Genomic DNA, 25,382 nt, shown 5'->3' with positions numbered 1-25,382 from the left:
GAGGCCGTGGCAGGCTGATTTCTTTTAAGATACAAAATACGGCTGAAAAGTGCTACGCCGCCGGAGTTTATGCCTGCTGCAGTTCATACGCAAACGACTCCATGATCAGGTTGGCCAGCAGCTTACTACAGGCTTTGTCCACCTTCTCACGGGCAATTTCCTCTGTTTCGGCTTCCAGGTGCAGGGTGATGTGCTTCCCGATGCGGACATTGTTGATCTGGTCCAGGCCAAGGTGCTCGAGGCCAAGTAGTACCGCTTTTCCTTGTGGGTCCAACAGTTCCGGGCGGGGCATTATATCTATTTCGGCTACAAATTTCATGATGAGTGCGATGTTTTTTTGATGATGGACAAAAGTATATACAGAACGATAATCAAAGGTATCGCTGCGAATTTAAGAAGAGCCACCAAGATAACCGACAATCCGAGGAAAATAAACCGCATGGAGTTGTCCTGCCACCTTAGGTTGGTGAACTTGAGCGCAAACAGCGGCAACTCCGCCACCAGCAGGAACGAGAGCAGAACCGTGAGGGCCAGCAGCACCAGCGGGTTAAGGATAATCTCGTAGTGCAGCAGGCCGCCATACTGCAAAATAAGCGGCAACGAGGCTACAAAGATGGTGCAGGCTGGCGTGGGCAAACCGATAAAGGAAGTGGTCTGGCGGGTGTCGATGTTGAACTTGGCCAGGCGCAGTGCCGAGAAGATCGTGATCAGGAAGCCGAAGAAAGGCAGGATGTCGGAGGGTATACCCAGCACCGAGGCATCGGCGCGCTGCAGCAGCATAAACATCACGGTGCCCGGCACCACGCCAAACGACACCATGTCGGCGAGCGAGTCCAGTTGCTTCCCGATCTCGGAGTAGGCTTTCAGCACGCGGGCCAGCATCCCATCCAAAAAATCGAACACGGCGGCAATGCCCACCAGGTAAGCCGTGTATACCAGTTGATCCTGGAAGGCAAAGTACAGCGCCAGGCAACCCGAAAAGAGGTTGAGGCAGGTAATGGCGTTGGGGATGTGTTTTTTCATGTATGGTCGGGTTGCAGCAAGCGCTAGCGCAGGAACGGGTTGTGTTTCTTTTCGTGCCCGATGGTCGTCTCGGGGCCGTGGCCAGGGTATACGGTTACCTCGTCGGGCAGGGCGAACAGCTTGTCTTTTATACTATTTATGAGCGTGTCGAAATCGCCGCCCGGCAGGTCGGTGCGCCCGATGCTGTTCTGGAACAGCACATCGCCCCCGATGCAAATCTTCTCGGGGCCGTTGTAAAACACGACATGCCCCGGGGCATGGCCCGGCGTGAAGAGCACCTGCAGTTCCGTGTTCCCGAACTTCACCGTGTCGCCCTCCTTCAGGAAGGCGGCAGGCAGGGCCTCGGCATACTTCGGAAAGCCATACGAGGCGGCATAGGTTGGCACGGCGCGCAGGGTCTGCTCATCTTCGGGGTGTATCTCGAGGCCAACCCCGTAAGTGTCGGCCACAAACGCGTTGCCCAGCACATGGTCGATATGGCAATGGGTGTTGAGGAGGCGCACTACTTTCAATCCATTCTTTTCGATGTAGCCTCTCAGCTGCTCCTGCTCCTGCCGCTCGTAGCAGCCCGGGTCTATCACCACGCACTCGTTGGTGTCGTCGTGCAGCAGGTAGGTGTTTTCCTGGAAGGGGTTAAAGGTAAAGCGGGTCACTTTCATGGTTATGCTGCGTTGAGGGGCATGTACAAAATTGGCTTTCAAAGTTACTAAATTCACCTGTACATCTCGTAACTTGCTTTGATGAAATACGATTTTATAGTGGTAGGGCACGGGTTGGCCGGTGCCATACTGAGCTATACCTTACGCAAGCGCGGGCATCGGGTCTTGGTTATAGACGAGCCGCGGCCGAGCAGCGCCTCGCGGGTGGCGGCCGGCCTGCTGAACCCCGTGGCGGGCAAGCGCTTTGCCAAGTCGTGGCTGGCAGACGAGTTTATACCTGCCGCCGATGCCTTTTACGCGGAGCTGGGCACCCACTTTGGGCGCGAGCTCTACACCCATAGGCCGATCTATAAAATCTTCTCGACCATTGAGGAGCAGAACACGTGGATGGCAAAATGCGCCAGTGAGGGCTGGCAGGACTATATCCTGGGCACTTATACCCAGGGCGCAAGCCAACCGGCAGTGCAAAACCCCCACGGCGGCATCCTGATCGGGAGGGGCGGGAGCCTGCTGGTGGCCGAGATGCTGGACCTGCTCACCGCAGAGCTGCTGGCGCAGAACCTGCTGCTGCCCGAGCGCTTTGAGATGGACCAGCTGCAGCTGACCGGGCAAGGCGTGCGCTATAAGAATCTGGAAGCCGGGCATCTTGTGTTCTGTGAGGGGTTTCAGGTAGTAAACAACCCCTACTTCAAGTGGCTGCCCATTCAGCCCACCAAGGGCGAGGTGCTGGAGGTGCAGGCCGATAATTTTAACCCAGATTGCATCTATAACAAAGCTGTTTACGTTGTTCCGGTAGGTGCAGGCCGCTTTCGGGTGGGGGCTACGTACAATTGGCGGGAGCCCAACGAGCAGCCCACCGAGGCAGGGCGGCAGGAGCTGGAAGAACGCCTCAGTCAGATCACGCCAACGCCTTTTCGTACCATCCGCCACTTGGCAGGCATCCGGCCAGCCGTCCGGGACCGTAAACCACTCATAGGGGTACACCCGCAATTCTCTCAGTTAAGCGTTTTTAACGGGATGGGGTCGAAGGGGGTACAGATGGCGCCCTACCTGGCGCAGCAGTTTTCCGCTGCCCTTGCCGGGGAGGCGGAACTGCTGCCAGACATACGAATTTCGAGGTATTTATCGTTATATTACGACTACTTAAAACACCAAAACACTCAACTGTAAGCGCATGCGTTTTTCTACAAGGTTTCTGCTGCTGTTCGTGCTATGCTCCCTGCTGGGGGCCACCCTGCATGCGCAGCCAAACCGGGATACGTTCGGCAAAAGCCGGATCCAATACAAGAACTTTGACTGGAAGCTTTACGGCACGCAGAACTTCAACATCTACTTCTACCAGGGTGGGGAACAGACGGCCAAAAACGCGGCTGAGTATGCCGAGAAAGAGCTGCGGCGCGTCACCAGCCTGATCGGGTACTATCCCTACGCCAAGGTCACGCTGATCCTGTATAACTCGCCCACCGATTTATTGGAGAGTAACATCGGCCTGAACAACGACCAATACCAGACGGGGGGCGAAACGCTCTTCATGAAAAACAAGATTGAGCTTGCGTTTCAGGGCACCCAGACGGAGTTTAAGCGCGACCTGAGCTACCAGCTCACGCAGCTGCTCATGAACGATATGATGTATGGGGGGAGCCTGAAAGAGGCCTTGCAGAGCAGTTACCTGCTGCGCCTGCCCGAGTGGTTTATTGGCGGTGTGGCGGCTTACACGGCAGAGGGCTGGAGCGTGCGGATGGACAACTACGTGCGCGATATGCTGCTGAAGCAGGGACAGAACAAGCAACGCCCCGAGAAGCTGTTCGCCGTGAACGCGGAGCTCACCGGCCAGTCCGTCTGGAACTACATCGCGGAGCGCTACGGCTACACGGCCATCCAGAATATCCTTAACCTGACCCGCATCACCCGCGACGTGGAGATTGGCATTACCAGCAGCCTCAACATCCCGTACAAGCGTTTCCTCCAGGATTGGTATAACTACTACGTGCAGATAAACACCAGCGCAGACAGCCCGCTGGCTTCGCTGCAGGACGCGAACAAGCTATTCAAGAAAAACAAAGAGGGCCATTACTACGGCGAGCCTGTGCTGAACCCAAGCGGCACGCTGCTGGCCTACGTGAAAAACGACAACGGCATCTTCAAGGTGTTTGTGCAGGATGTGCGCACCCGGAAAGACAGGGTGGTATGGCGGGCCGGCTACAAGAGCATCGACCAGGTGGTGGACTACAAAATGCCGGTGCTGGCCTGGCGCTCCAACACCCAACTGGGCTTTATCGAGGCCAGGAGAGGCAAGATGATGCTGCGGCAGGTAGATGGCCGTAGCCGTTATTCCTTTATTCCGTTTGTGGAGAACCTCACTACGCCGGGAAACATCCTGGAGCAGTTCTCGCAGGTGCGCAGCATGAGCTACTCCGAGAACGGCAGCGAACTGGTGGTGAGCGCGGTGCGCAACGGGCAGACCGACCTGTTTTTGCTGCGCGCCGATGGCCGCCTGCAACGGCAACTCACCAACGATATTTATGACGATATCGACCCTGTCTTCCTGAAAGGGGCTAGTGGAATTGCCTTCAGCTCCAACCGCCTCCCCGACAGCACGGGCCTTGCGGCAACGGCTACCTTCAGCAGTGTGGTCAACAATTACGATATCTTCCTGCTGCAGCAGGAAAACGCGGATGCCCGCATCCGGCAGCTGACAAGCTCCATCGCCAGCGAGCTGCAGCCCCGGGCGACACAGGACGGCAACCTGGTATACCTGAGTGAGCAAAGCGGTATCCGTAGCCTGTATAGCTATAACCTGAGCACGAACAGCAGCACACCGGTCACCGGCTTTGTGCAGGGCATCGAATCATACGATTATGTGCCGTCGGCCAACGTGCTGGCCCTGGTGGCCAAAGACGAGTCCAGGAGCTTTGTGTACCTGCTGCCGCAGTTTACGCCCTCCACGCTGGCGCAGCTTCCGCGCACCTCCCGGCAAATCATCCTCGAGACCCGCGCCCGCACAACAAGCAACGCAGCCTCCGGCACCCGCAAGCTGATTGAGGAAGATAACACCACCGTGAAAAGGCGCTCCAGCCCGAAGCGCAAGAATGGCGAGGTAGACATCGATGACTATGCGTTTGAAACAGACTCTGCTGCCACCGCCGATACCCCCAAGACAAGCGCCAAGGCTCCGGTGCGGAGAGTGACCACCGCCAAGCCATTTCAGATGACCGGGCCTCAGGAGTATGATTTGCGGTTTAGCGTGCAGGAGATCGTTACCTCGGTGCATGCTGACCCGCTGCTGGGCTTTGGCCTTGTGGCAGGCGTAAACATGAGCGATCTGTTTGAGAACCATCACATACAGGGCACGGCCTTTATGCGCACCGACCTGGGGGCCAGTAACTTCTGGGCGCAGTACATGAATCTGAAAAACCGGCTGGACGTTGGGGTGGAGTTTGAGCGCGAAACACTCGAAGGAGGCTTCCGGAACGTGCCGAGCTCGCAGGTGCGCTTTACCAAGAACGAACTGAGCCCAACCGTCGTGTTCCCGCTGAGCCACAGCACCAGCATACATGCCATCCCTAAGTTCGTGAGCACGCGCTTCACAAACATGAGAGATTTTATCACGCCGGACAGCGTTGAGAATTTCTGGGGCGGAAACGTAGAGCTAGTGTATGACAACAGCGTGCGCACAGGCATCAACATGCTGGAGGGAACCCGGCTCAAGGCAGGGTTCCTGTCGCTGAAGGGGTTTAACGGAGCCAGCAGCAACTTTAACAAGGTATACATCGACTTCAGGAATTACCTGAAGCTGCACCGGCAGATCGTGCTGGCCACACGCATTAGCTACGGAGCCTATTTTGGCAATTCGCGCAAAAAGTTCCTGATCGGGGGTATGGACAACTGGCTGCTGGCCGACCAGGACGAAAGCGCAGAGCTAAACGACGTGGAGATCAACGCTCCGGCCGATCTGTTTTACCTGGAGTACATTACCCCGATGCGGGGATTCAATTACAACGTGCGAAGCGGCAGCCGCCACCTGCTGGCCAACGCCGAGCTGCGCGTCCCGATTGTGCAGTATATTTACAATGGCCCGATTGCCTCCGGCTTTTTCCGAAACCTGCAGCTAACGGCCTTCGCCGATGCCGGTTCCGCTTATGACGGCGCCAACCCCTTTACCGGGAACAACTCCATCAACACCCGGGTGATTGGCGGCGTCATCAACGAGGCGCAGCAGGATCAGGACCCTTTTGAGATTACTGTCGTGAACTACCGCAACCCCTTTTTGGTGGGGTATGGCGTGGGCGCACGCACCACCCTGCTCGGGGTATATGGCAAGCTCGACATGGCCTGGGGGCAGGCGGAAGAGAACCGTACCGGGCCTAAGTTTTATGTAACCCTGGGTTACGACTTCTAACAGACGCTATATGAGCCGCAAAGCCAGGCGATTTGGTATAGGTGCAGTATTGGTGTTGGGGCTGCTGGCCTCGTGGGTGCACATGGCCGATAAGAACTATGTGTACAAGGCCGTTTTCTACAACTTTGCCGACATAGACGACAACAGGATATTTGAGCAGCGCGAGATTACAGCCCCTGTAACAGCGCAGCCGTGGCCTCTCGCGGCAGCTTACAATACCCTGGAGCTACCGGAAGAACTGGAGCGCCTGCACCGGGACTTGGAGTCGGTGGCGTTTCTGCTGATCAAAAATGACTCCATCCTGTATGAGCAGTACTGGCAGGGCTATTCGGACGCGTCGCTGAGCAATTCTTTCTCGATGGCCAAAAGTGTGGTGAGCATGCTGCTGGGGATTGCCATCAAGAACGGGGAAATCAAGAGCGTGGAGCAGCCCGTAGGCGATTTTTTGCCCGCGTTTAAGGAAGGGGCCAAAGCGAAAATAAAGATCAGGCACCTGCTCTGGATGAGTTCCGGCCTTAACTGGGACGAGTCGTACAGCAACCCCTTCTCGATGACCACCGAAAGCTACTACGGCACAGACCTGAAAAAAGTGATTGACCGACTGGAGGCAGTAGAGGAGCCCGGCAAGGCCTATACCTATAAAAGCGGCGACACACAGGTGATTGCCTTTGTGCTGCAGGCGGCCACCGGAAAAACCCTGAGCGAGCAGGCGGAGGAACGGCTCTGGAAGCCCTTGGGCGCAGACCACAACGCAGAATGGAGCGTGGACGAGCTGCCCGACGGTATAGAGAAAGCCTACTGCTGCTTCTTCTCCAACGCCCGCGACTTTGCGCGCCTCGGTAAGTTATACCTGCACCGCGGCCTCTGGAACGGCGACACCATCGTGCCGCCCGCCTACGTAAAGGCCTCGCTCACGCCGAGCGGGCTGCCCAAGGCCGACGGCGGTGGCAAAGTCGATTTTTATGGCTACCAATGGTGGCTCATGCCAGGCTACAAGGGGCAGGATATTTTCTACGCGCGCGGCATTCTGGGGCAGTACATCATCATGATACCGGAAAAGGAACTGGTGATTGTGCGGTTAGGGAAAGAGCGGGGAGAGATGGTAGACAACCACCCAGCCGATGTACGAGTACTTGTGGATGCGGTGAACAAGATGGTTGAATAGCGGCAGACAACATGTATAAACCGAAAAAACGGCCACGGATCCAGTAAGGATCCGTGGCCGTTTTGCATGTATAACGGGCAGGGGTTAGTCGCCCATCACCGCATAATTCGGATCTTCCAGGATATTGACGTCAATCACCTGATCGGCATTTTTAAGCAATACCAGACAATCCGGGCTCAGGTGCTTCAGGTGCAGTTTCTTGCCAGCTTTGTGGTAGCGCTCCGTCAGCTTGTTCAGCGCCTCTATACCCGACATATCCGCCACGCGGCTTTCCTTAAAGTCGATAATCACTTCCTGCGGGTCGTTCGGCACATCAAACTTTTCGGTGAAAGCGGCCACAGAGCCAAAGAAAAGCGGCCCATACATCTCGTAGTGTTTCACGCCCTGGTTGTCTACGTATTTTCGGGCCCTGATGCGCTTGGCGCTCTCCCAGGCAAACACCAGTGCTGCGATGATCACACCAATGAGCACGGCCAGAGCCAGGTTGTGCAGCCAGATGGTGATCACAGCCACCAGAATGCCCACAAACACATCATGGCGCGGCATTTTATTGATAATCTTAAAGCTGATCCACTCAAACGTACCAAAGGCCACCATGATCATCACACCTACAAGGGCAGCCATCGGCACGCGCTCAATGATCGGGCCCCCAAAGAGGATAATAAGCAGAATGGTGAAGGCAGCTACGATCCCAGCCAGGCGCGCCCTTGCCCCGGCCGAAAGGTTTACCAGCGTCTGGGCAATCATGGCGCAGCCGCCCATCCCGAAGAAAAAGCCATTGAGGAGGTTGGCGCTGCCTTGGGCCACGCACTCTCTGTTGCCGTTGCCGCGTGTGCCGGTAATCTCATCCACCAGGTTCAGGGTCAACAAACTCTCCGTCAGGCCCACGCCCGTCATGATCAGGGCGTAAGGGAAGATCACCTGTAGCATTTCCATGGTGAGGGGCACCTCCGGGATATGGAAAGGAGGGAAGCCGCCACTTACGGAGGCGATATCGCGCACAATCTTCGTGTCGATGCCAAAGCCAAACACGATGGCAAACACTACGATGATGGCCACCAGCGAGGGCGGCACGGCCTTGGTTACTTTCGGCAGCAGGATGATGATGGCGATGGTAAGGGCCACCAGGCCAGCCATGATGTATAACGGGGTGCCCGACATCCAGGAAACCTCGCCATTCACCACCGTCTTAAACTGCTCGATCTGCGACATGAAGATGATCACGGCCAAGCCGTTCACGAAGCCGAACATAACCGGTTGCGGCACCAGCCGGATAAACTTGCCCAGCTTGAAGATGCCGATGATGATTTGCAGCACACCGGCCAGCGCCACGGCGGCAAACACATACTCCAGGCCATGCGACTGCATGAGGGCGATGAGCACCACCGCGGTAGCACCCGCGCCACCCGATACCATACCTGGCCGGCCACCCAGCACCGCAGTAACCAGGCCCATGATAAAGGCAGCGTATAAACCGACGAGGGGAGGGAACCCGGCTAGTATGGCAAAGGAGAGGGACTCGGGGATCATGGTCATGGCGACGGTGAGGCCAGCCAGGATCTCAATTCTATAATCGACTTTTTGGCTGAAGTCGAAGAGGCGTAAAATAGGTTGCATCCTTAAAACTTAAAGAATATTAAAAAAGGGAAAACAGGTTCAGCGGCACGCAGCCAGTGCTGATAGTATGGGTGACCGGGGGAATGTTCTTCAGTGCCAGTTTAGTGCAGCACTAAAAAAGAAAAAAGAAGGTACGCAGCAAGAGCTCACGGTGGAGTAACTGTCAGAAATGGCGTTCCTTCTTTCATAGCGGGTGCAAAGGTAGGGCTTTTCAGCCGAATACCGAAGGGGTGTTTTCAGGAAGACATGCCAGGCGCCTGTACAACCCCCTGAAAAACAGCGCTCCCCGCTTGCAAAAAGGCAGGCGGGGAGCGCTGAAGAGGTATAATCGGAGAACTAGGCGTTCACCAGGTTAAGAATCGATTCGAAGATGGCGAGGCCATCGGTGTTGCCCAGCTCAGGGTCTACGGCGCGCTCGGGGTGCGGCATCATGCCAAACACGTTCTTTTTGGCGTTGCTCACACCGGCAATGTTCAGGAGGCTGCCGTTGATGTTGTACAGCTCATGCGTGTCGGCCACGTTGCTGCTGTACTTAAACATGATCTGGTCGTTATCCTGCATTTGCTTCAGCGTTTCCTTGTCGGCATAATAGCAGCCTTCGCCATGCGCCACCGGTATCTTGTAGGCCTTGTTCACGTCCAGCAGCTGCGTAGGCAGCAGGTTTGTGGTCACAGGCTTGATGTATACGTTGTCGCAGATAAATTTCTGGTTCACGTTGCGCAGCAGCGCGCCCGGCAGCAGCCCGGCCTCAGTCAGAATCTGGAAGCCGTTGCAGATGCCCATCACGTACCCGCCGCGTTCGGCATGCTGGATCACCTCCTGCATAATAGGCGAGAAACGCGAAATAGCGCCGGAACGCAGGTAATCGCCATACGAGAAGCCACCTGGCAACAGTATAAAATCACAGCCTTGCAAATCGTGGTCTTTGTGCCACAGCTTTACAACTTCTTGCTGCACGCCAATGCTGATGGCATCAACAAGGTCTTGGTCGCAGTTGGACCCCGGAAAAACGACTACACCAAATTTCATACGGCAAAGTTAAGCAAAATATGCTAGGCTACACACTTGGAGAAGCGCTTTCGTGCAGGCAGCCAAGCAAAACTGGATAAATTTCCTTACTTTGCAGTGTATCATCTGATGATTAGCTTATGTTGCAGTCCATGACAGGCTTTGGCAGTGCACGCCTCGATGCCGACCAATATTGCATATCCGTTGAAATCCGCTCGCTGAACTCGAAGAGTATGGACCTGAGCGTGCGGCTCCCCAAGTTTCTTTCAGACAAGGAGTATGATATCCGGAACATGGTGCAGAAGGCGTTGGTGCGCGGCAAGGTGGGTATTAACATCGAGTTCTCGAAAAACAGAGCCCAGAAAGCGAAGAACAACATCAATAAAGAGCTGCTGCAGGCTTACTACAGCGAGCTGAACGCCGCCGCCGACATGCTGGGCGCGTCGAAACACGACCTGTTCCGGTTGGCGCTGCATATGCCCGAGGTACTGCAGCAGGAGCAGGAGGAGGAGGTAACCGATGCCGACTGGGCCAACGTGCAGCCGCTGGTTGAGGAGGCACTTCACAACATCAATGCGTTCAGGACCGACGAAGGCAAGGCGCTGACAGCCGAGATCATGTCGTATATAGACAGGATCCGGATTCTGCTGGCGGAGATCGACAAGCACGACCCGGCGCGCATGGAGCATATCCGGGGCCGTATCCGGGGCCATCTCAATGAAATCTCCACATCAGAGCACTTCGACAAGAACCGCTTTGAGCAGGAAATGGTATACTATATCGAGAAGCTGGACATTGCCGAGGAGAAAGTGCGCCTTGTCAACCACCTGCATTATTTCACGGAAACGGTATACTTGCCAGAGCCAACCGGCAAAAAACTAGGCTTCATCTCTCAGGAAATCGGCCGCGAGATCAACACCATCGGCTCCAAAGCCAACGACGCCACCATCCAGCACCACGTGGTGGACATGAAAGAAGAACTGGAGAAGATCAAAGAGCAGATCAACAACATTCTTTAAAACAGACACAAGACGTTAGACACAAGACACAAGACTTTTGCCCCCATACTAGGGGCAAAGAAGGACTCCTCCAAAGACCTCACAGTGTTTGCAAAACCTGTGAGTGTCTGACGCTAGTATCATGTGAGTGTCTGACACTAACATCAACAGCAAAGCCACTTTCACACTTCATATATGGCCTGCTATAATATATAGATTATTATATATGGCTTGCCTAAACCCAAATCACTCCAGATTCGTCTGCATCAGGATATATGGAGGATTGATTACCCGACACGTCTGACACAAAATTGTTCTTTGCCCGACCGATAGAGGTATTAAAATAAGAGTCGGCTTCATACCACCTGAACCAGGGCTATACCTCCTTCCCTTGAATCCTGCTAAAGGCAACTACTCCTGCAGCCTCTCTGCAAAATCTACAATCAGCTTAAACACATTTTCAAATTTGGTGAGGGGCAACTGCGTGGCGTAGTCGTTGGTGTTGTGGTAGGCGGCGGTGCCCCCGAGGGTATAAAAGAAGAAGGCCGGAACACCTTTCTCGGAGAACGGGTAGTGGTCGGAGTTGGCGGCTTTACCCCGTGCCTTTAGCTGGGACAGGTATTGCTGCGCCTCATTCAGTTGTTGCAAAAGCCTGAACTCAGCTTCGTGCACTTTCCCGTTCACTACCATCATCCCTTCGGAGCCAGTGCCCAGCAGGTCTAGGTTTACCAGGAAACGGATACGTTCAAGCGAAAACAGCGGGTGCGTGGTATAATAAGTGGAGCCCAGCAAGCCCGCCTCTTCGGCGGCGAACGCGATAAACGCGATGCTATAGCGGGGCCGGTGCTGCGGCTGACTGTAATAGGCCGCCAGTTCGAGCAGCATGGCCGTGCCGCTGGCGTTGTCGTTTGCCCCCGGGAAGTATACCTCCTTTCCCTGGCCGCCGAGGTGGTCGTAGTGCGCCGTGAAAACCAGAAAGGAATCGGGTTGGGCTGTGCCTTTTATATACCCCACTACGTTCTGTGCCTCATGCTGCGGCATTAGCTGGGCTTGCACAGCGAACGTCAGGTTTTTAGGGCTGGTAGGCCAGGCTGACTCCAACACCTCCAGCACTGGCAGCGGCGCCTGCACCTGCGCCACGGAAGTGAGCAGCGCCTTTGGCTGCAGCACTACCTGCAACTTGGCCTGCTGTAGTTGCTGTTGGTATGGCTGGGGCAACTGGCTGATGCGCTTCTGCTCGCGCTGCCGATACACGATCGCCTTGTCCTTGAAGTTTTGGGAGAAGAACTTGCGGGCAGCGGCGGCATCACTGAAAACGGCCGTGTCCAGCGGAAGCACTTGGGTTTTTCCTTTGCCAGATGCGGAGGCAGCGTTTGCCACAAAATCCTGCCCAGGCCTTAATACGCAGCCCGCTACCTTTAACTGTGGCGTTTCTACAATTGTATTCACCGGGAACCGGAACGGCTGGAAGTAATCCTGGCTTAGCGCCTGTAAGACCAGTTGCCTGAACCTGTTTTGTATATAACCGGCTGCTTTGGCATCGCCCTGGTATATATAGCCCCGGCCATGCATGGCGGCGGAGGTGAGGGTGTCGATGGTATGGCGCACGCGCGGCATGTCCTGTGCCATACCAGTGCTGGCTGCCATGCAGAGCAGTAAGAGCAGGGGAAAGAGTCGCTTCATCTCCTAAAGATAGGATTTAGCGGGCAATACTACAGGATACCAGGAAGTAGCCTTTGGAGGTATGGAAGTAAATTGTAATCGGTTATGCTGGGGGTATAAACGCACAGTGGGCCTACCAGACGTATACCCACTTAAACAGCACGATGCCGATCAGGCAGCCAAAGGTGTTGGCCAGCACATCGTATATGTCGCCTTGGCGGCCAGGGATGAAAAAGTGCTGCAGCAACTCAATGCTGATGCCGAAGGCAGAGCTGAATAGGAGGGCGTAGCGGATGGGGTAGTGCTTTATCCGTAGAAAGGTAAACTGCTTGGCCAGGCCCACAATCATCAGGAAAATGAGGATGCTGAAAAGGAAGACGTGGGCAAAAGAGTCGAAAGAGAAAAGCGCCCAGACAGAAACAGCCGGTAGGGAAGATGAGGGCAGCAGTGTTGTCAGCAAAATCACTGCTGCCCACAAAATTGTAAATAGGTTGTATCGGAGTATCAAGCCTGAGCCGTGTAATGTTACTGCCCTATTGCCTCACGGTAGCCTTCTGCCGTCAGCAGGCTGTCCACCTGACTTGCGTCTGCAACAGACATCTTGATGATCCATCCGTCGCCGTAAGGGTCAGAGTTCACCAGCTCGGGGCTGTTCTCCAGTTTCTCGTTCACTTCCAGCACGGTGCCGTTCAAGGGGCTGAAAAGGTCAGACACGGTTTTCACGGCCTCCACTGTGCCGAAGACTTCCTCCTGGCTAACTTCTTTGTCCACGGTGTCGATATCCACATACACAATGTCGCCTAGCTCGCTTTGGGCAAAATCAGTGATTCCAATAAAGGCTACGTCGCCTTCAACGCGCACCCACTCGTGGTCTTTTGTATACTTTAGGTTGTCAGGTAGATTCATGAGTAATTATGTAAGATTTTAGTTGATGCCCAAAATTACGGTCTTTTTCAGAATGCGAAAACTTTATTGCAAACTAACTCGCAACTGCACGCCCCCCTCCGTCACGCTGTTGCGGAACGAGGTGGAAATCTTCGGGTCGGACACCGTGCGCAGCACATAGAACTGCAGGTTCACGCGCTGGCTCAGCACGTAGTCTACGGTGGGGCGCAGCTGCAGTTGGCGCGTACCGTTGGTAATCTGGTTTTGAATGCGCTCCGTGCCCTCGTCGTCCGTGGAGATGGCCCGCTGCACCGTCTGGTTGTCGCGCACCGACATGTCGAGGCGCATCGTCAGCTCATTGTCCAGCACTTTGCGCTCCCCGGCGATCTTGAACGGGATCCGGAAGTTGTTGGTGGTATAGCCAAAGCCGATCACGTAGTCCTTCACGTTGGTTTCCGTCACCTGCGCGTTGGTCAGGTTCAGCGAGAGGTTGCGTTCAATCTTATACTCGATGCGACCCGTCAGGTTCGTTTTGGTCCGGAAATTTATACCTAGCAACGGGGCCAGTCGCTCCACCACCGTCAGTTGGTTCACGATGTAATACGGCTCCACGCGGCCAAACTCATTGAGCTGTGATGGGAAGCCGCCCGGTTCCTGGGTATAGATCAGCGAGGTGCTGAAGCTGGTGATGTTGTAGCTGGAGTTATACGCGTGCGAGATGTTGATCTGGCTGAACCACTTGCTGAATAGCGGCAGGCGCTCCAGTCCGTTGTAATCCACGCGCCAGTTCGGAATCGGGAGGCGCTTGAACGGGCTCTCGGCCTTTGCCTGGTACCCGTTGATGTCGCGGCCCTGGTAGGCATACAGGAACGATTTCATGAGCACCTCCTGCGAGTTGAGGGTATAGCCCGAATCGCCTGCAAACTCGTTGGCCAGGCTCAGCTTGTCGCGCACGTTGCGGCGGTAGGCCACAAAGTTGTCGAAAGCCGCCGACGTGCCGTCGCTGGTAGACTCAAACAGGGTGCCCAGCGCCATAAACGAGGTGCTGAAAGCCCCGGAGGTAAACGGGTTCTGGCGCATGTCCATCTCGCTGATGTCTCCGAAATCGTCAAACTCCTTGCGGTAAAACACCTCGTCTATTACTGATTTGGTGCGCCGCGCATCCAGCTGCACGTTAAAGTTGCGGAACGGCTCCAGGTTGGCGCGCGCTGTAAAGGTCTCGGTGTTGAGGGCGCTGAACGGCGTGTTGAGGTACTGGCTGCTGTCGGTATACCAGCCGTTGCTGAAGGCGCGGTCATACAGCTCATTCAGCGGATACTGCTTGCCCAGTATAAACGGCAGCCCCGGCGCGTCGAATCCGTCATCGAAGCCAAAGAACGACGATTTGGGCAGGTAGCCCGGCATCATCGAACCGCGGTTCTCGAGGTAGGTCACGTTCAGGGAGCGCGTCATCATCAGCAGCCTGGCCAGCGTCTTCAGGCCCTTCAGCTCGGGCTTTGGCTTTTCGGCGATGGCTGCGGAGTCGGTTGGGAGCGGGGCGGCCGACGGCTTGGCAGCCGTCGGAGAGTTCACTGCCTTCAGGAACTTCACCTTATTGTAGAGCTTCACCATATCGATCTTGCCGTTCACGCTGAACTCGGAGCTGTTCTCGGCGGTGTTTCCCAGCCGGAAGGTCGTGTCCTGGTTCAGGGCCGTGGAGCCAGCCGTCCAGATATAGGTGGTGGCGTAGCGCGTCTCGGCGTTCAGCCAGTCAGTGAGCGGAAACTTGTCCAACGGCAGCTTATAGTTCAGGGCCACCAGTTGGTTGAAGTTGGTGTTACGGCCACCGTCCAGCAGGTTGTTCCAGATCACCTTGTTCTTGTACTGCAGCGAGTCGATCTCGTTGTTGATGCGGGCGTATGGCTCGTCTACCACGGCGCGGTTGGTGGCCGTGTAGTCCAGCGACAGGCTTTGGGTCAGGTCCCAGCGCATGTCGTAGATGCGGTTGAAGTAGAAGTACTTCTGGAAGGTTGGCGCAATGCCGCGGTTGGTCACAAAGCCCGTCTCCGCATCGGGGCGCTGCAGGTATACCTCGTTGTAAAAGCGGTTCAGGTCGGCGCGCACGGCAAAGCGGCTTGGCACCAGCGAGAAGTTAAAGTCCTTGATCGGGCGCAGGTACGGCGACTTCAGCCCCTCCAGGTCGGCGAAGGGGGTATAGTTCTTCGGCGTGTTGGTATAGGTATAGGCCACGCCGCCGGTATAGGTCTTGCTGTAATCGCGGTCGGTTTCGATGTTGGTGAACAGGCGCTCGGCATAGGAATAAGAGAAAGCCAGGTTCTCCACATCATACAAATGCACTTTGGCCTCCGGGTCTACCCGCTCTTTGCGCACGTTCAGCAGGCTGATGCTCTTGCGGGTCTCGCGGGTGGTCACTTCCTGGCGGTAGGCTTTGCGCTCCTCAGCCGTCTTAAACTTAGAGAGCGACTGCTCCAGCGGAACGTCTTTGTCGAGCGGGTCAAACTGCGGCTCGCTGTTCATGGCCCCGTACTGCACGGTGAGCGGCACCTTCACGCCCCACTTCTGCGGCAAGAACTTGTCCATCACCACGTTGGCGCTCACGTCAAAAAGGGCCGTGTTCTCGCGGGTGCGCTGCGCTATTTTCTGCTGCAGCCCGCCAAAGCCGATGGTGGTATAGGCGCCGGTGGCGGTGATGTTGGCGAAGTCGGCCAGCTTCGTGTTCAGGCGCGCGTTTCCGGCCCACCCGGTCTGGTTGCGGAAGTCGGTCACGCGCAGCTCATCGGCCCAGATACACACCGAGTGGGCGCGGCCGTCGCTGTTTGGCTGGCGCGGGTTGCGCACCCCGATCATGATGCCCTCCACCTCGCTGAAATCTGGGTTGCCCACCACGCGTATCAGCTTTCCGTCCGGGAGCGGCACCTCGTACGGCACATAGTTAAAGGTATGGTCCGGGTCGTTGTTGCGGGCCACTTTGGCATCCACGAGGGCCTGGATCGCAATCTCAATCTGGTTTCCCTCCGGCCATACAGCCCGTTCGTCGCTGCTGCCGGCAGGGGTCAGCTTCAGGGGCACCACATACTCATAGTAGTTCTGGGTAAAGTCGGTACCGATGCGGATAAAGGCCTGCACATCGCCGTCCTGCGTAGACGGGTCGCTGGACTCGGCGTGGATAAACATCTTCAGCTGCTTGTAGATGAGCATGTCCAGGGAGATGTTTTTATATACCGCTTTGGAGAAGGAGTCCTTTAGGTCTTCGACGCAGATTTGCAACGACTGCTCGTTCTGGCGGCGGTTGTTGGTAGAGGCATAGTCGCGGAGGCGGTCGATGCCCGGGGGCACCCGGTATGGCGTGTTGTTAAGGCCTTCCACTGCCTGCCCGTTCTCCTCAATGTTCACGGTGGAAACGGTAAAGCTGCGGGCATCGTCGGTACAGGTCAGGCAGGGGCTGCCGTCGGTGATGGGCTGCTCGAACTTGCGCCACTGGTTGGCGATGAACTGGAACTGCACAAAGCGGAGCACCACCGGGTCGGCAAACTGCGTGAGGTACATGCGCATAAACCGGATAGACTTATACCCGCTGATGCCGCCTACCGCGTTGGTAGGCTGGCGCACCGGTATACGGAACTGGTACCAGGTGGCGTTCTTGTCCTCGCTACGCACAGCATCCACAATGTAGTTCTGCCCGATTTCCAATTGCCCTGGCTTCAGGTTGATCTTATACTCATAGTACTGCTCCAGGTCGTTGATCACGTTGTCGCGGTTCAGGTCCTCCTTGTCCGGAAAGGCGTAGTTGGCCAGGCGGCTGTCTTCCGGGGAGTTGTTCTCCATACCGTTATAATTCTTGTAGCGGGCAAGGATGCCTGCGTCTCGCTGGTCATACACGGGGTCCAGGTGGTGCAGGAAATTGTCGGCGGAAGGGTCGTCGAAGACAGACTGCGGCGGCGTGCCCGGTATCTGGTTCAGGAAACCCTGGAAGTAGGTTCTTTCGGCGTCGTTGTTCAGTCCGTCAAGGCCCACATCCTGGTTGTTGCGCGCCCCCGGTATGGCGGAGAAGGCATCGGTCAGGAACTGCTGCTGCGTCACGCGGCCCCAGATCGTCTCCTTCACGTTTTGCAGATCCGTGGAGGAAGTGGGCAGGCCATTCTCAAAGGCATATTCGTTGTCCTTCAGGATGTCCTCAGATATGTTGCCCAGGTTCAGGACCAGCTCTCCGCCCTCGTTGTTCGTGATCTCGTTGCCCTGCGCGTCCTTTCGGCCGTTTGGCCCTTTAATGAACGGGTCGAGGAGCCAGAATTCCACATACTCGATGTTGGCGTTGTCGAAGTCGGTGTCAAAGGCAATGTCGCGGCTTATACCTCCCCAGTTGTTGCGAGGGTTGTCAGCCAGGTTGCCCTCCTGCGTCAGGTTCGGGTTATAGTTATACTGCCCCCGCTCAGCTGGGTAGTAGGCCACATCGAAGGTATACTCAAACGTGTTGGATGTCTCGGCGTCTCGGCCCGGGAACACCTCTGTGCGCCTCACCGGGCGCACATACTGGTTCTCCAGCTCTTCCTTTCCGATATTGCTGGGCTTCAGGTTGTCGCTGTTGCGGTAGAAAATCTGATCGATGGTATACCAGGCGATCTTCGCGCGATTGTAGGAGTACTGGATGCCCGGGCCTGGCACCAGCGGGGCCGGGGTGGCCGCCAGCCGCCAGTTGGTGTTGTTAAAGCCGCCGAGGCTGTAGGGTGTTTCCGATCCCTCAAAGTCGTCTATGTAAGAGGCACCGTTCTCGTTGGCGTTGGATTTCGTCTGGCCCGGTATGAGTTGCGCGAACTCGCCGCTGAAGGTAACCAGCGATGGCTCCTTGGTCTGGATCAGCGGAATCGCGTCGGTCATCTTCGTCAGGAAGCGCGACTCTTTCTGCAGGTTCACATCGAAGCCGTAGATGGTGTTGTTGGTCGGCTCGTCGCCGATGCTCACGCGGTTGATGTAGGCCTGCTCATTGATGTGCAGCACCGTGGCACCCAGGTTCACGTCATCATTCAGGCGGTAGTCGAAGCGGGCCCCCAGCATGGTGCGGGGCTGGATGTTCAGCAGCTCGGCCTTTTCGTAAGTGATGCGCAGGTCGTTAGCCGAACTGATATAGCTCGGGTTCAGGATTTTGATGCGGCCCAGGTCGTAGAACACCTGGTAATCGGTGCCCTCCACCAGGCGCGTGCCGCCAGAGTATACCGCCACAGAACCCTCCGCAATCCGGAAGCCCGGCAACATGATCTCGTCGGCGGAGGAGGCCTGAAAGCGGCCATTCAGATAAAATTTGGCCTTTACGTTGTTCTGCTGCGCATCGGTCTGTGTCTGCTCATACAGCTCCCGGAACACGTATTTCTCGATCAGCTCAGGGCGGCCCTCCAGCTTCGAGGCGAGGTAATCGCCAAACGGCTCCACCTGCGGGAAGAAGATGCGGCCCGTCTCCGGGTCGATGGTGATGCCCGACAGGAAGTCGAAGTTTCCGTCGCTGGGTTTGTCGTTGTTCGTGTTCACGTTGTCCAGGTTCATCACCTCCACCAACGGGATGTTCTGGATAGGGCTAGGCTCTTTTATACTGGTAATGTCCACCCCGGACTCATCGTCCTTGTAGATGATCTGCAACTGGAAGTTCTCGCGGTTGAGCTGCGTGGCGTCTAGGCTGTAGACGTTCTTCATCATCAGGTCCCAGGTAGGGTACTGCAGCGAGGGGTTGGTGGCGCGCAGCAACTTCATATGGATCACCTGCTCCGCGTTCAGGTTCTGGTAGTCGTCCACCAACTCACCCACCTGGTAGGTCTTTCCGTTGTAGGTATACTCAAAGGCGATACCCAGCACCTGGTCCGGCAACAGCACCGTGTTCAGGGAGATGTAGCCCAACTGTGGGTTGAATTTATACTCCCGCGGGTCCAGCTTGCGGGCACGCACGTGCTCGAAGTCAACGCCCTTCTTCAGGCCAAGGCTGTTCAGATAATTGTCTACCTGAGAGTTGTCGCGGGCCTGGCTGTTGCGGGCCACCTGGCCATACAGCGTGTTTGCGCTGTTGTCGGCGGGGGCGGCGGCTGGCCGGCCGTTGCCAAACTGGTCGCGGAAAGGGTCGGCCTCGCCCAGGTCCATATAGGCCACCATGTTGCGCAGGTTCTCGGTCGAGCGGTTGTTGTTGGTCACGTACAGCTCCAGGCGGCGGATCACGATGCCCGAGTTGACCAGCGGCAGGTTGCGGAGCGACTGGTCGTAGCGGCCCCTGAAAAACTGCGACAGGAAGAAGTGGCGGTTGTTGTCATACTCATCCACCCGGATGGAGAAGCGCCTGTTCTGCGCCCCGTTCTGCACCACCACCTCGTCGTTGGTGCCGCGCACGCTACTGGCGATGGTGGTCACGCTCAGGCGGCCGAACTGCAGCTGGGTTTTTATGCCGAACAGGTTCTGCGCCCCCGAAATGAGCGAGTTGTTAAGCGGCAGACTCACGTTACCGGCCTCCACCTTGCGCACGATCTCCTCCTCGTAGCCGGTATAGTCCAGCTTCATGTTGTTCTCGAAGTCGAAGTTGGCGTTGTTGTCCCAGTTAAAGTTGAGGCGCATCTTTTCCCCGATCTGGCCCACCAGGTTCAGCGAGATGTTCTGCTCGAAGTCGAAGTCGCCGGTGCGCTGCTGGCTGAGCGGGATGCTGGGGTTCTGGTTGCGGTTGAAGCGCGCCCCGAACTTGAGCGACACGTTGCCGTTGGGCTGGATGTCCACGTAGTTGCCGCCGAAGATGCGGTCGAACATCGGGCTGATATATAGCTTCGGGATCAGGCGGTTGCTGCTCACCACGCTCTCGCCGTCGAGGCCACCGGACTTGGCGCGCCAATAGCTGCGTATGGCCTCGCGCTGCTGCCACTCCGAGTACTCGCGCAACGACATGGTGGAGGGCGGCCTGTAGTTGATGTCGCCGATAGTCTCCGATATTTTGTACTGCTGCAGGCTGTCGTCCAGCTCCACGTTCAGCTTGAGGTTGCTTGGCTGCCCCAGCAGCAGGGGAGAGGTACTGGGCCGGGTGCTGAACGGGCTGCCGCGCCTGTCAGAAGGGGTATAGGTCGGCCTCCGGCTCGGGATGTAGGGCTGCACCTTGGCGGTATCGGTGCGTGCCGTGTCCTGTGCCAGCAAAAGGTTTTTAAGAATGATGGATCTGAACCGGCCTGACGCGCGCAACTCTTCCGCCTGCGACCACCAGCCCAGCATAGAAATAGTAGCAACCGTGGCCCACAGCAGGTTGTTCTTAGTGCTCTTCCAGATCAAAATAGGATATATTCTCTTATGAAGATTTCAACGCAAACTTAATCAACTCCTCCACACTCAGGTTTCCGCCTTCTCGTTTAATGATGGAGTCTAGCGTTTTCTCGGCCACGTTCTTGGCAAAGCCCAACGTCACTAGTGCTGATAACGCTTCGGCCCGGTTTGTATTGTGCGCCACGGCATGGCCCGCAGAATCCGTGAGCAACACGTCTTTGCGGACTTTGTCTTTCAGCTCCAGAATGATGCGCTGCGCCGTTTTGGCCCCGATCCCCTTCACGTTCTGAATGGTGCGCACATCCTCCCGCACGATCGCCTGCTGCACCTCGTCTACCGAGAGCGAAGACAATACCATCAGCCCGGTGTTGGGGCCCACGCCCGAAATCGAGATCAAAAGCAGGAACAGGTCTTTCTCGGCCACCGTGGTAAAGCCATACAGCGTGTGCGCGTCCTCCTTGATGTTCAGGAAGGTATGCAGCTTGCACCGCTCCCCGCCTGGCAGCGACGAATACGTGTTGAGGGAAACCTTAATCTGATAACCAACGCCACCTACGTCGATAATGACGTAGGTGGGATCTTTATACGTTAGTTTACCGTCAATGTAAGCTATCATTTATATATGCTGGTTGTTATAGTTCTGCGCATCTACCACCGCGATGGACACGATATTCACAATCTCCCGGATGGAGCTGCCCAACTGCAGAATATGCACCGGCTTTTTCATACCCATCAGCACTGGGCCGATAACCTCTGCGCCACCAATCTCCTGCAGTATTTTGTAGGCGATGTTGCCGGATGCCAGATTTGGGAACACCAGCGTGTTGGCGCCCTTCTCGGCCAGTTCGCTGAACGGGTAATGCTCGCGCAGCAGGTTGCGGTTCAGGGCGGTGTTGGCCTGCATCTCGCCGTCAATCAACAGGCTCGGGTAACGCTCCTTGGCCTTGCGCACCGCCTCTGCCGCCTTGTCGGGCACCTCGCCGCGCACCGACCCGAAATTAGAGTACGACAGCATGGCCACGCGGGGCTCCGTGTCGAAGAACCGTACCGTGCGCGCCGTCAGGCCAATGATGTCAACCAATTCATCGGCGGTAGGGTTCAGGTTCACTGTGGTATCGGCAAAGAAAAACGGCTCGCGTTGGCTCAGGATGATGTACATACCGGCCACCTTGTTGATGCCTTCCTCTACGCCCACCACCTGCAGTGCCGGGGTAATGGTTTTAGAGTAGTCGCGGGTTAGGCCGGAGATGAGCGCGTCTGCCTCGCCACTGTTCAGCATCATGCTGCCAAAGTAGTTGCGGTCGCGCATCAGGCGGTTGGCGTCGAACAGCGTCAGGCCCTTGCGCTGGCGCTTCTCAAACAGCAGCTGCGCGTACTCGGCGCGTTTCGCCTCCTCCAAAAACGGATCGATGATGGATACGTCTTGCAGGTCCATATTGTTCTCGGCGATGATGGCCTCAATTTTCTCGCGGTTACCCAGCAGGATCGGCTGCGCAATGCGCTGCTCTTTCACGGTCTGGGCGGCCTTCAGGATCTTGTAGTTGTCGGCCTCTGTAAACACCACCGTTTTCGGGTCTTTCTTGGCCTGGTTGGTGATGCGCGTCATCAGCTTCTGGTCGATGCCGATGCGTTCCTTCAGTTCCTGCTCGTAAGCCTCCCAGTCGATGATGGGCTTTCCGGCCACGCCACTTTCCATGGCTGCCTTCGCCACCGCCGGCGATATGGTCGTGATCAGGCGGGTGTCGAGCGGTTTCGGGATCAGGTAGGTGCGGCCGAAGTTGATGGTGGTGTCGCTGTATGCCTTCAGCACCACATCCGGCACGGGCTCTTTGGCCAGCGCCGCCAGCGCGTGCACCGCAGCCAGTTTCATGGCCTCGTTTATCTCGGTGGCGCGCACATCCAGGGCTCCCCTGAAAATGTAGGGAAAGCCGAGCACGTTGTTCACCTGGTTCGGATGGTCAGAGCGCCCGGTGGCCATGATCAGGTCATCGCGGGTGGCCATGGCATCCTCATAGGGAATCTCCGGGTCTGGGTTGGCCAACGCGAAGATGATCGGGTCCGGGGCCATGGTCTTCACCAACTCGGGGGCCAGCACGTTGCCCGCCGAAAGGCCCACAAACACATCGGCTCCTTCCATCGCGTCGGCCAGGGTGCTGATGTTGCGCATCGTCACGAACTGCGCCTTGTAAATGTCCAGGTCATCTCGCTCCGGCCGGATCACGCCCTCCCGGTCCAGCATCACGATGTTGTCCATCTTCAGGCCCAGGGCTACATACAGCTTGGCGCAGGCAATGGCGGCGGCACCGGCCCCGTTCATCACCATTTTCACTTCCCCTATCTTTTTCCCCGTGATCTCCAGGGCGTTCAGCAGCGCCGCCGCCGAGATGATGGCTGTGCCGTGCTGGTCGTCGTGCATCAGCGGGATGTTCATCTGCTCTTTCAGGGCCATCTCAATCTTGAAGCTCTCCGGCGCTTTAATGTCCTCCAGGTTGATGCCGCCAAAGGTTGGCTCCAGCGACTTGACGATGCGGATGAACTCATCCGGGTCCTCGCAGTCGATCTCGATGTCGAACACGTCGATGCCCGCAAATTTCTTGAAGAGCACGCCTTTCCCTTCCATCACCGGCTTGGAGGCATCCGGGCCGATGTTGCCCAGGCCCAGCACAGCCGTGCCGTTGGAGATGACACCCACCAGATTGCCCTTTGCGGTATATTTATAAACATTGCTCTTGTCTGCATAGATTTCCTTGCACGGCTCAGCCACACCCGGGGAGTAGGCCAGCGCCAGGTCATGCTGTGTGCTCACCATTTTGGTCGGGATCACCTCAATTTTACCGGGCTTGCCCTCCATGTGGTAATTCAGGGCGTCCTCTTTGTTGATTTTAATCATAAATGCGGTAGTTGTATGTCTTTTTGTCTGGCAATCCGGCTTTTCCGCTTTCACGGATACTGCTGAAGACCAATTTTGTAAGAATTTACTGGTTATCCAAGTTGAGTCTCCAAAGATAAGGCGTGCGGAAGTTTTGTGTGCAGCATCCCGCTATTTTTTAACCCACGGACGACGCCTCAAAACTGGCGGCAAACAAAAAGCACCTTCATGCTGAAGGTGCCTTGCGTGTAGGGGTATGCCTATATGGCTAGCTTAAAATAAGCTTTTGGCCTGGCCTCAGGTTGTCTGACTTCAGTTTGTTCAGTTTCTTGATCTGCTCGATGCTGATGCCGTTGTATTTCTGAGAGATGTTCCAGAGTGTGTCGCCGGGCTGCACATGATGGATGACCTGCTTCTGCTGCGCGTCTATGGCCTGCCTGCCCGCGGATTTGGCGACTGGCTTGGGCGTGTCGTTGCTGGCAAGCGCCGTCTCCTGCTTCTCCTCGCCGGCAGCAGGCAGGTATAGCGCCAGTTTCTGGTTAGGCTGTATGCTGCTGCCGTCTATGTCGTTCCACTCTTTCAGTTGCGCCAGCGTTACCTGATGCCGCAGGGCAATCTGGATTAGGTTATCTCCCCGCTGCACGGTATAGTATGTTTTGCGGGGAGCGCTGTTGGTCTCTTTCTTCGGTTGGGCGCGGTCTGTGGTGTCCTCTGCGGGCTGCTCTTTTCGGGCTGAGGCCATCATCACCGGCAATTCGGCAAGGTCCTGCCGCTTCACTGGCTCGCGCACGGGGGCAGCGGCCATCAGGATACAGCTTTTGTCTGCGGCAGAGGCCATCAGCATGGCACGCTCCGCCGGGATGCGCAGTTTATACTGGCGCATGTGCTGGGGTATAACCGACTGCTTCAGCTCCGGGTTCAGGGCCATCAGCTGCTCGGGGGTTATATGCAGTTCCCCGGCCAGGCGCGCTACGTCCAGTTCCTGGGTCACCTCCAGGTAAGCCACCTGCGGCTGGTACAGGATAGAGTCGGAGAAGATGTTGTGGTCTGTGGCGTGGTGCATGGCATAAATCACCGCCGTCATCGACGGGATATAGCCGCGGGTCTCTTTGGGCAGGTATGGGAAGATCTCCCAGAATGTCTTTTTACCGCCTCCGGCTTTGCGAATGGCTTTGTTTACGTTGCCGGGGCCACAGTTGTAGGCAGCCAGGGCCAGTTCCCAGTCGTCGTAAGTGTTGTGCAGGCGGCGCAGGAAACGCAGGGCGGCATCCGTGGACTTCTCAGGGTCCAGGCGCTCGTCCACGTACTGGTTGAACTTCAGGCCGAAGTCGCCGGCAGTGGGTTTCATAAACTGCCACAGGCCCGCCGCGCCCACCGGCGACTGTGCCTTGGGGTTAAGGCCCGATTCCACGATGGAGAGGTACTTCAGCTCCATCGGCATATTGTGCTTTTTCAGATACTGCTCATACATCGGGAAGTACACGTTTTCGCGCGTCAGCATGGTGCGCATGTACTTTCTGTTCCGGATGGTAAAGTAGTCTATAAAATTCCTTACATAGCTGTTGAACTCCAGCGGAATCTCCGTCTCGATGCAGCTTAGCCTGTCGGCTATCAGATCGTTGGGCTCGTTAGGGATATACTCCACCAGCAGCGCCAACTCGTCCGGGGAGAGGAGGGAGGTGTCAGCCTTGGGGCGTGTCAGCGTGTCGCCGATACTAGAAGATGGTGCAAGCAAACGGCTGTGGCCGGAGGCAAGGGCAGCGGATGCCGCCAAGCTACAGACCACAGCCGAGAGCAGTGTAAGGTATTTTTTATAGATCATGGC

At 56.5% G+C, this 25,382-nt stretch carries 16 protein-coding genes; 4 read left to right on the top strand and 12 right to left on the bottom strand.

From position 1 onward, the window contains the following. Positions 1-67 precede the first annotated feature (67 nt). Genes purS through MKJ04_RS12410 form a run of 3 tightly spaced genes read right to left on the bottom strand, consistent with a single transcriptional unit; the run spans position 68 to position 1,682 of the window. Complete coding sequence (gene purS / locus MKJ04_RS12420) at positions 68-319, bottom strand: phosphoribosylformylglycinamidine synthase subunit PurS (RefSeq protein WP_241641964.1); 252 nt, start codon at positions 317-319, stop codon at positions 68-70. Beyond that, positions 316-1,023: a CDP-alcohol phosphatidyltransferase family protein gene (locus MKJ04_RS12415; protein WP_241641963.1), complete on the bottom strand. Its 708-nt coding sequence runs from the start codon at positions 1,021-1,023 to the stop codon at positions 316-318. The genes purS and MKJ04_RS12415 overlap by 4 nt, the downstream gene beginning before the upstream one ends. 23 nt (positions 1,024-1,046) lie before the next feature. Next, positions 1,047-1,682 carry an MBL fold metallo-hydrolase gene (locus MKJ04_RS12410; RefSeq protein ID WP_241641962.1) on the bottom strand — a complete coding sequence of 212 codons (636 nt, stop codon included), beginning with the start codon at positions 1,680-1,682 and terminating at the stop codon, positions 1,047-1,049. Positions 1,683-1,763: 81 nt separating this feature from the next. Between MKJ04_RS12410 and MKJ04_RS12405 the strand changes: the two genes are divergently transcribed. The 3 genes from MKJ04_RS12405 to MKJ04_RS12395 are packed head-to-tail and all read left to right on the top strand — an operon-like array spanning position 1,764 to position 7,246. Beyond that, positions 1,764-2,852 carry an NAD(P)/FAD-dependent oxidoreductase gene (locus tag MKJ04_RS12405; protein ID WP_241641961.1) on the top strand — a complete coding sequence of 363 codons (1,089 nt, stop codon included), beginning with the start codon at positions 1,764-1,766 and terminating at the stop codon, positions 2,850-2,852. Between the two features lie 4 nt (positions 2,853-2,856). After that, complete coding sequence (locus tag MKJ04_RS12400) at positions 2,857-6,081, top strand: hypothetical protein (protein ID WP_241641960.1); 3,225 nt, start codon at positions 2,857-2,859, stop codon at positions 6,079-6,081. Positions 6,082-6,091: 10 nt separating this feature from the next. Further along, positions 6,092-7,246 carry a serine hydrolase domain-containing protein gene (locus tag MKJ04_RS12395; RefSeq protein WP_241641959.1) on the top strand — a complete coding sequence of 385 codons (1,155 nt, stop codon included), beginning with the start codon at positions 6,092-6,094 and terminating at the stop codon, positions 7,244-7,246. An 84-nt stretch (positions 7,247-7,330) separates the two neighbouring features. On the opposite strand, the gene MKJ04_RS12390 is transcribed toward MKJ04_RS12395, so the two are convergent. Further along, positions 7,331-8,863, bottom strand: a complete 1,533-nt coding sequence (locus tag MKJ04_RS12390) for a SulP family inorganic anion transporter (protein WP_241641958.1) — start codon at positions 8,861-8,863, stop codon at positions 7,331-7,333. A 336-nt stretch (positions 8,864-9,199) separates the two neighbouring features. Continuing rightward, positions 9,200-9,892: a phosphoribosylformylglycinamidine synthase subunit PurQ gene (purQ, locus tag MKJ04_RS12385; protein ID WP_241641957.1), complete on the bottom strand. Its 693-nt coding sequence runs from the start codon at positions 9,890-9,892 to the stop codon at positions 9,200-9,202. Positions 9,893-10,011: 119 nt separating this feature from the next. On the opposite strand from purQ, the gene MKJ04_RS12380 reads away from it, so the two are divergent. Beyond that, entirely contained in the window at positions 10,012-10,890 is an 879-nt protein-coding gene (locus MKJ04_RS12380; protein WP_241641956.1) for a YicC/YloC family endoribonuclease, read from the top strand. 390 nt (positions 10,891-11,280) lie between these two features. Here MKJ04_RS12380 and MKJ04_RS12375 read toward each other — a convergent pair whose 3' ends face one another. From MKJ04_RS12375 to MKJ04_RS12345, 7 genes are all read right to left on the bottom strand, one after another. Then, positions 11,281-12,552, bottom strand: coding sequence for a M28 family metallopeptidase (locus MKJ04_RS12375; protein ID WP_241641955.1), 1,272 nt, complete (start codon positions 12,550-12,552; stop codon positions 11,281-11,283). A 112-nt stretch (positions 12,553-12,664) separates the two neighbouring features. Then, positions 12,665-12,997 (bottom strand): VanZ family protein, encoded by a 333-nt coding sequence (locus tag MKJ04_RS12370; protein ID WP_241641954.1) that lies wholly within the window; start codon positions 12,995-12,997, stop codon positions 12,665-12,667. Positions 12,998-13,056: 59 nt separating this feature from the next. Next, positions 13,057-13,437 (bottom strand): glycine cleavage system protein GcvH, encoded by a 381-nt coding sequence (gene gcvH / locus MKJ04_RS12365; protein ID WP_241641953.1) that lies wholly within the window; start codon positions 13,435-13,437, stop codon positions 13,057-13,059. 63 nt (positions 13,438-13,500) lie between these two features. Beyond that, complete coding sequence (gene sprA / locus MKJ04_RS12360) at positions 13,501-20,697, bottom strand: cell surface protein SprA (protein ID WP_241641952.1); 7,197 nt, start codon at positions 20,695-20,697, stop codon at positions 13,501-13,503. Between the two features lie 16 nt (positions 20,698-20,713). Continuing rightward, on the bottom strand, positions 20,714-21,304 hold the full coding sequence (gene ruvA, locus MKJ04_RS12355; protein WP_241641951.1) for a Holliday junction branch migration protein RuvA: 591 nt from the start codon (positions 21,302-21,304) through the stop codon (positions 20,714-20,716). Further along, complete coding sequence (locus MKJ04_RS12350; RefSeq protein WP_241641950.1) at positions 21,305-23,578, bottom strand: NADP-dependent malic enzyme; 2,274 nt, start codon at positions 23,576-23,578, stop codon at positions 21,305-21,307. A 247-nt stretch (positions 23,579-23,825) separates the two neighbouring features. Then, entirely contained in the window at positions 23,826-25,379 is a 1,554-nt protein-coding gene (locus MKJ04_RS12345) for a lytic transglycosylase domain-containing protein (RefSeq protein ID WP_241641949.1), read from the bottom strand. Positions 25,380-25,382: the final 3 nt, after the last annotated feature.

The sequence above is a fragment of the Pontibacter sp. E15-1 genome (assembly GCF_022601975.1).
In the GTDB taxonomy this organism is placed as follows: domain Bacteria; phylum Bacteroidota; class Bacteroidia; order Cytophagales; family Hymenobacteraceae; genus Pontibacter.
Note: the sequence above shows the minus strand (reverse complement) of the source record. Positions and strands in the feature narration are given on the sequence as shown.

Bases quoted from the DNA above. Each gene is read 5' to 3' on its own strand.
- purS (WP_241641964.1), bottom strand. From the start codon at position 319: ATGAAATTTGTAGCCGAAATAGATATAATGCCCCGCCCGGAACTGTTG.
- MKJ04_RS12415 (WP_241641963.1), bottom strand. From the start codon at position 1,023: ATGAAAAAACACATCCCCAACGCCATTACCTGCCTCAACCTCTTTTCG.
- MKJ04_RS12410 (WP_241641962.1), bottom strand. From the start codon at position 1,682: ATGAAAGTGACCCGCTTTACCTTTAACCCCTTCCAGGAAAACACCTAC.
- MKJ04_RS12405 (WP_241641961.1), top strand. From the start codon at position 1,764: ATGAAATACGATTTTATAGTGGTAGGGCACGGGTTGGCCGGTGCCATA.
- MKJ04_RS12400 (WP_241641960.1), top strand. From the start codon at position 2,857: ATGCGTTTTTCTACAAGGTTTCTGCTGCTGTTCGTGCTATGCTCCCTG.
- MKJ04_RS12395 (WP_241641959.1), top strand. From the start codon at position 6,092: ATGAGCCGCAAAGCCAGGCGATTTGGTATAGGTGCAGTATTGGTGTTG.
- MKJ04_RS12390 (WP_241641958.1), bottom strand. From the start codon at position 8,863: ATGCAACCTATTTTACGCCTCTTCGACTTCAGCCAAAAAGTCGATTAT.
- purQ (WP_241641957.1), bottom strand. From the start codon at position 9,892: ATGAAATTTGGTGTAGTCGTTTTTCCGGGGTCCAACTGCGACCAAGAC.
- MKJ04_RS12380 (WP_241641956.1), top strand. From the start codon at position 10,012: ATGTTGCAGTCCATGACAGGCTTTGGCAGTGCACGCCTCGATGCCGAC.
- MKJ04_RS12375 (WP_241641955.1), bottom strand. From the start codon at position 12,552: ATGAAGCGACTCTTTCCCCTGCTCTTACTGCTCTGCATGGCAGCCAGC.
- gcvH (WP_241641953.1), bottom strand. From the start codon at position 13,437: ATGAATCTACCTGACAACCTAAAGTATACAAAAGACCACGAGTGGGTG.
- ruvA (WP_241641951.1), bottom strand. From the start codon at position 21,304: ATGATAGCTTACATTGACGGTAAACTAACGTATAAAGATCCCACCTAC.
- MKJ04_RS12350 (WP_241641950.1), bottom strand. From the start codon at position 23,578: ATGATTAAAATCAACAAAGAGGACGCCCTGAATTACCACATGGAGGGC.
- MKJ04_RS12345 (WP_241641949.1), bottom strand. From the start codon at position 25,379: ATGATCTATAAAAAATACCTTACACTGCTCTCGGCTGTGGTCTGTAGC.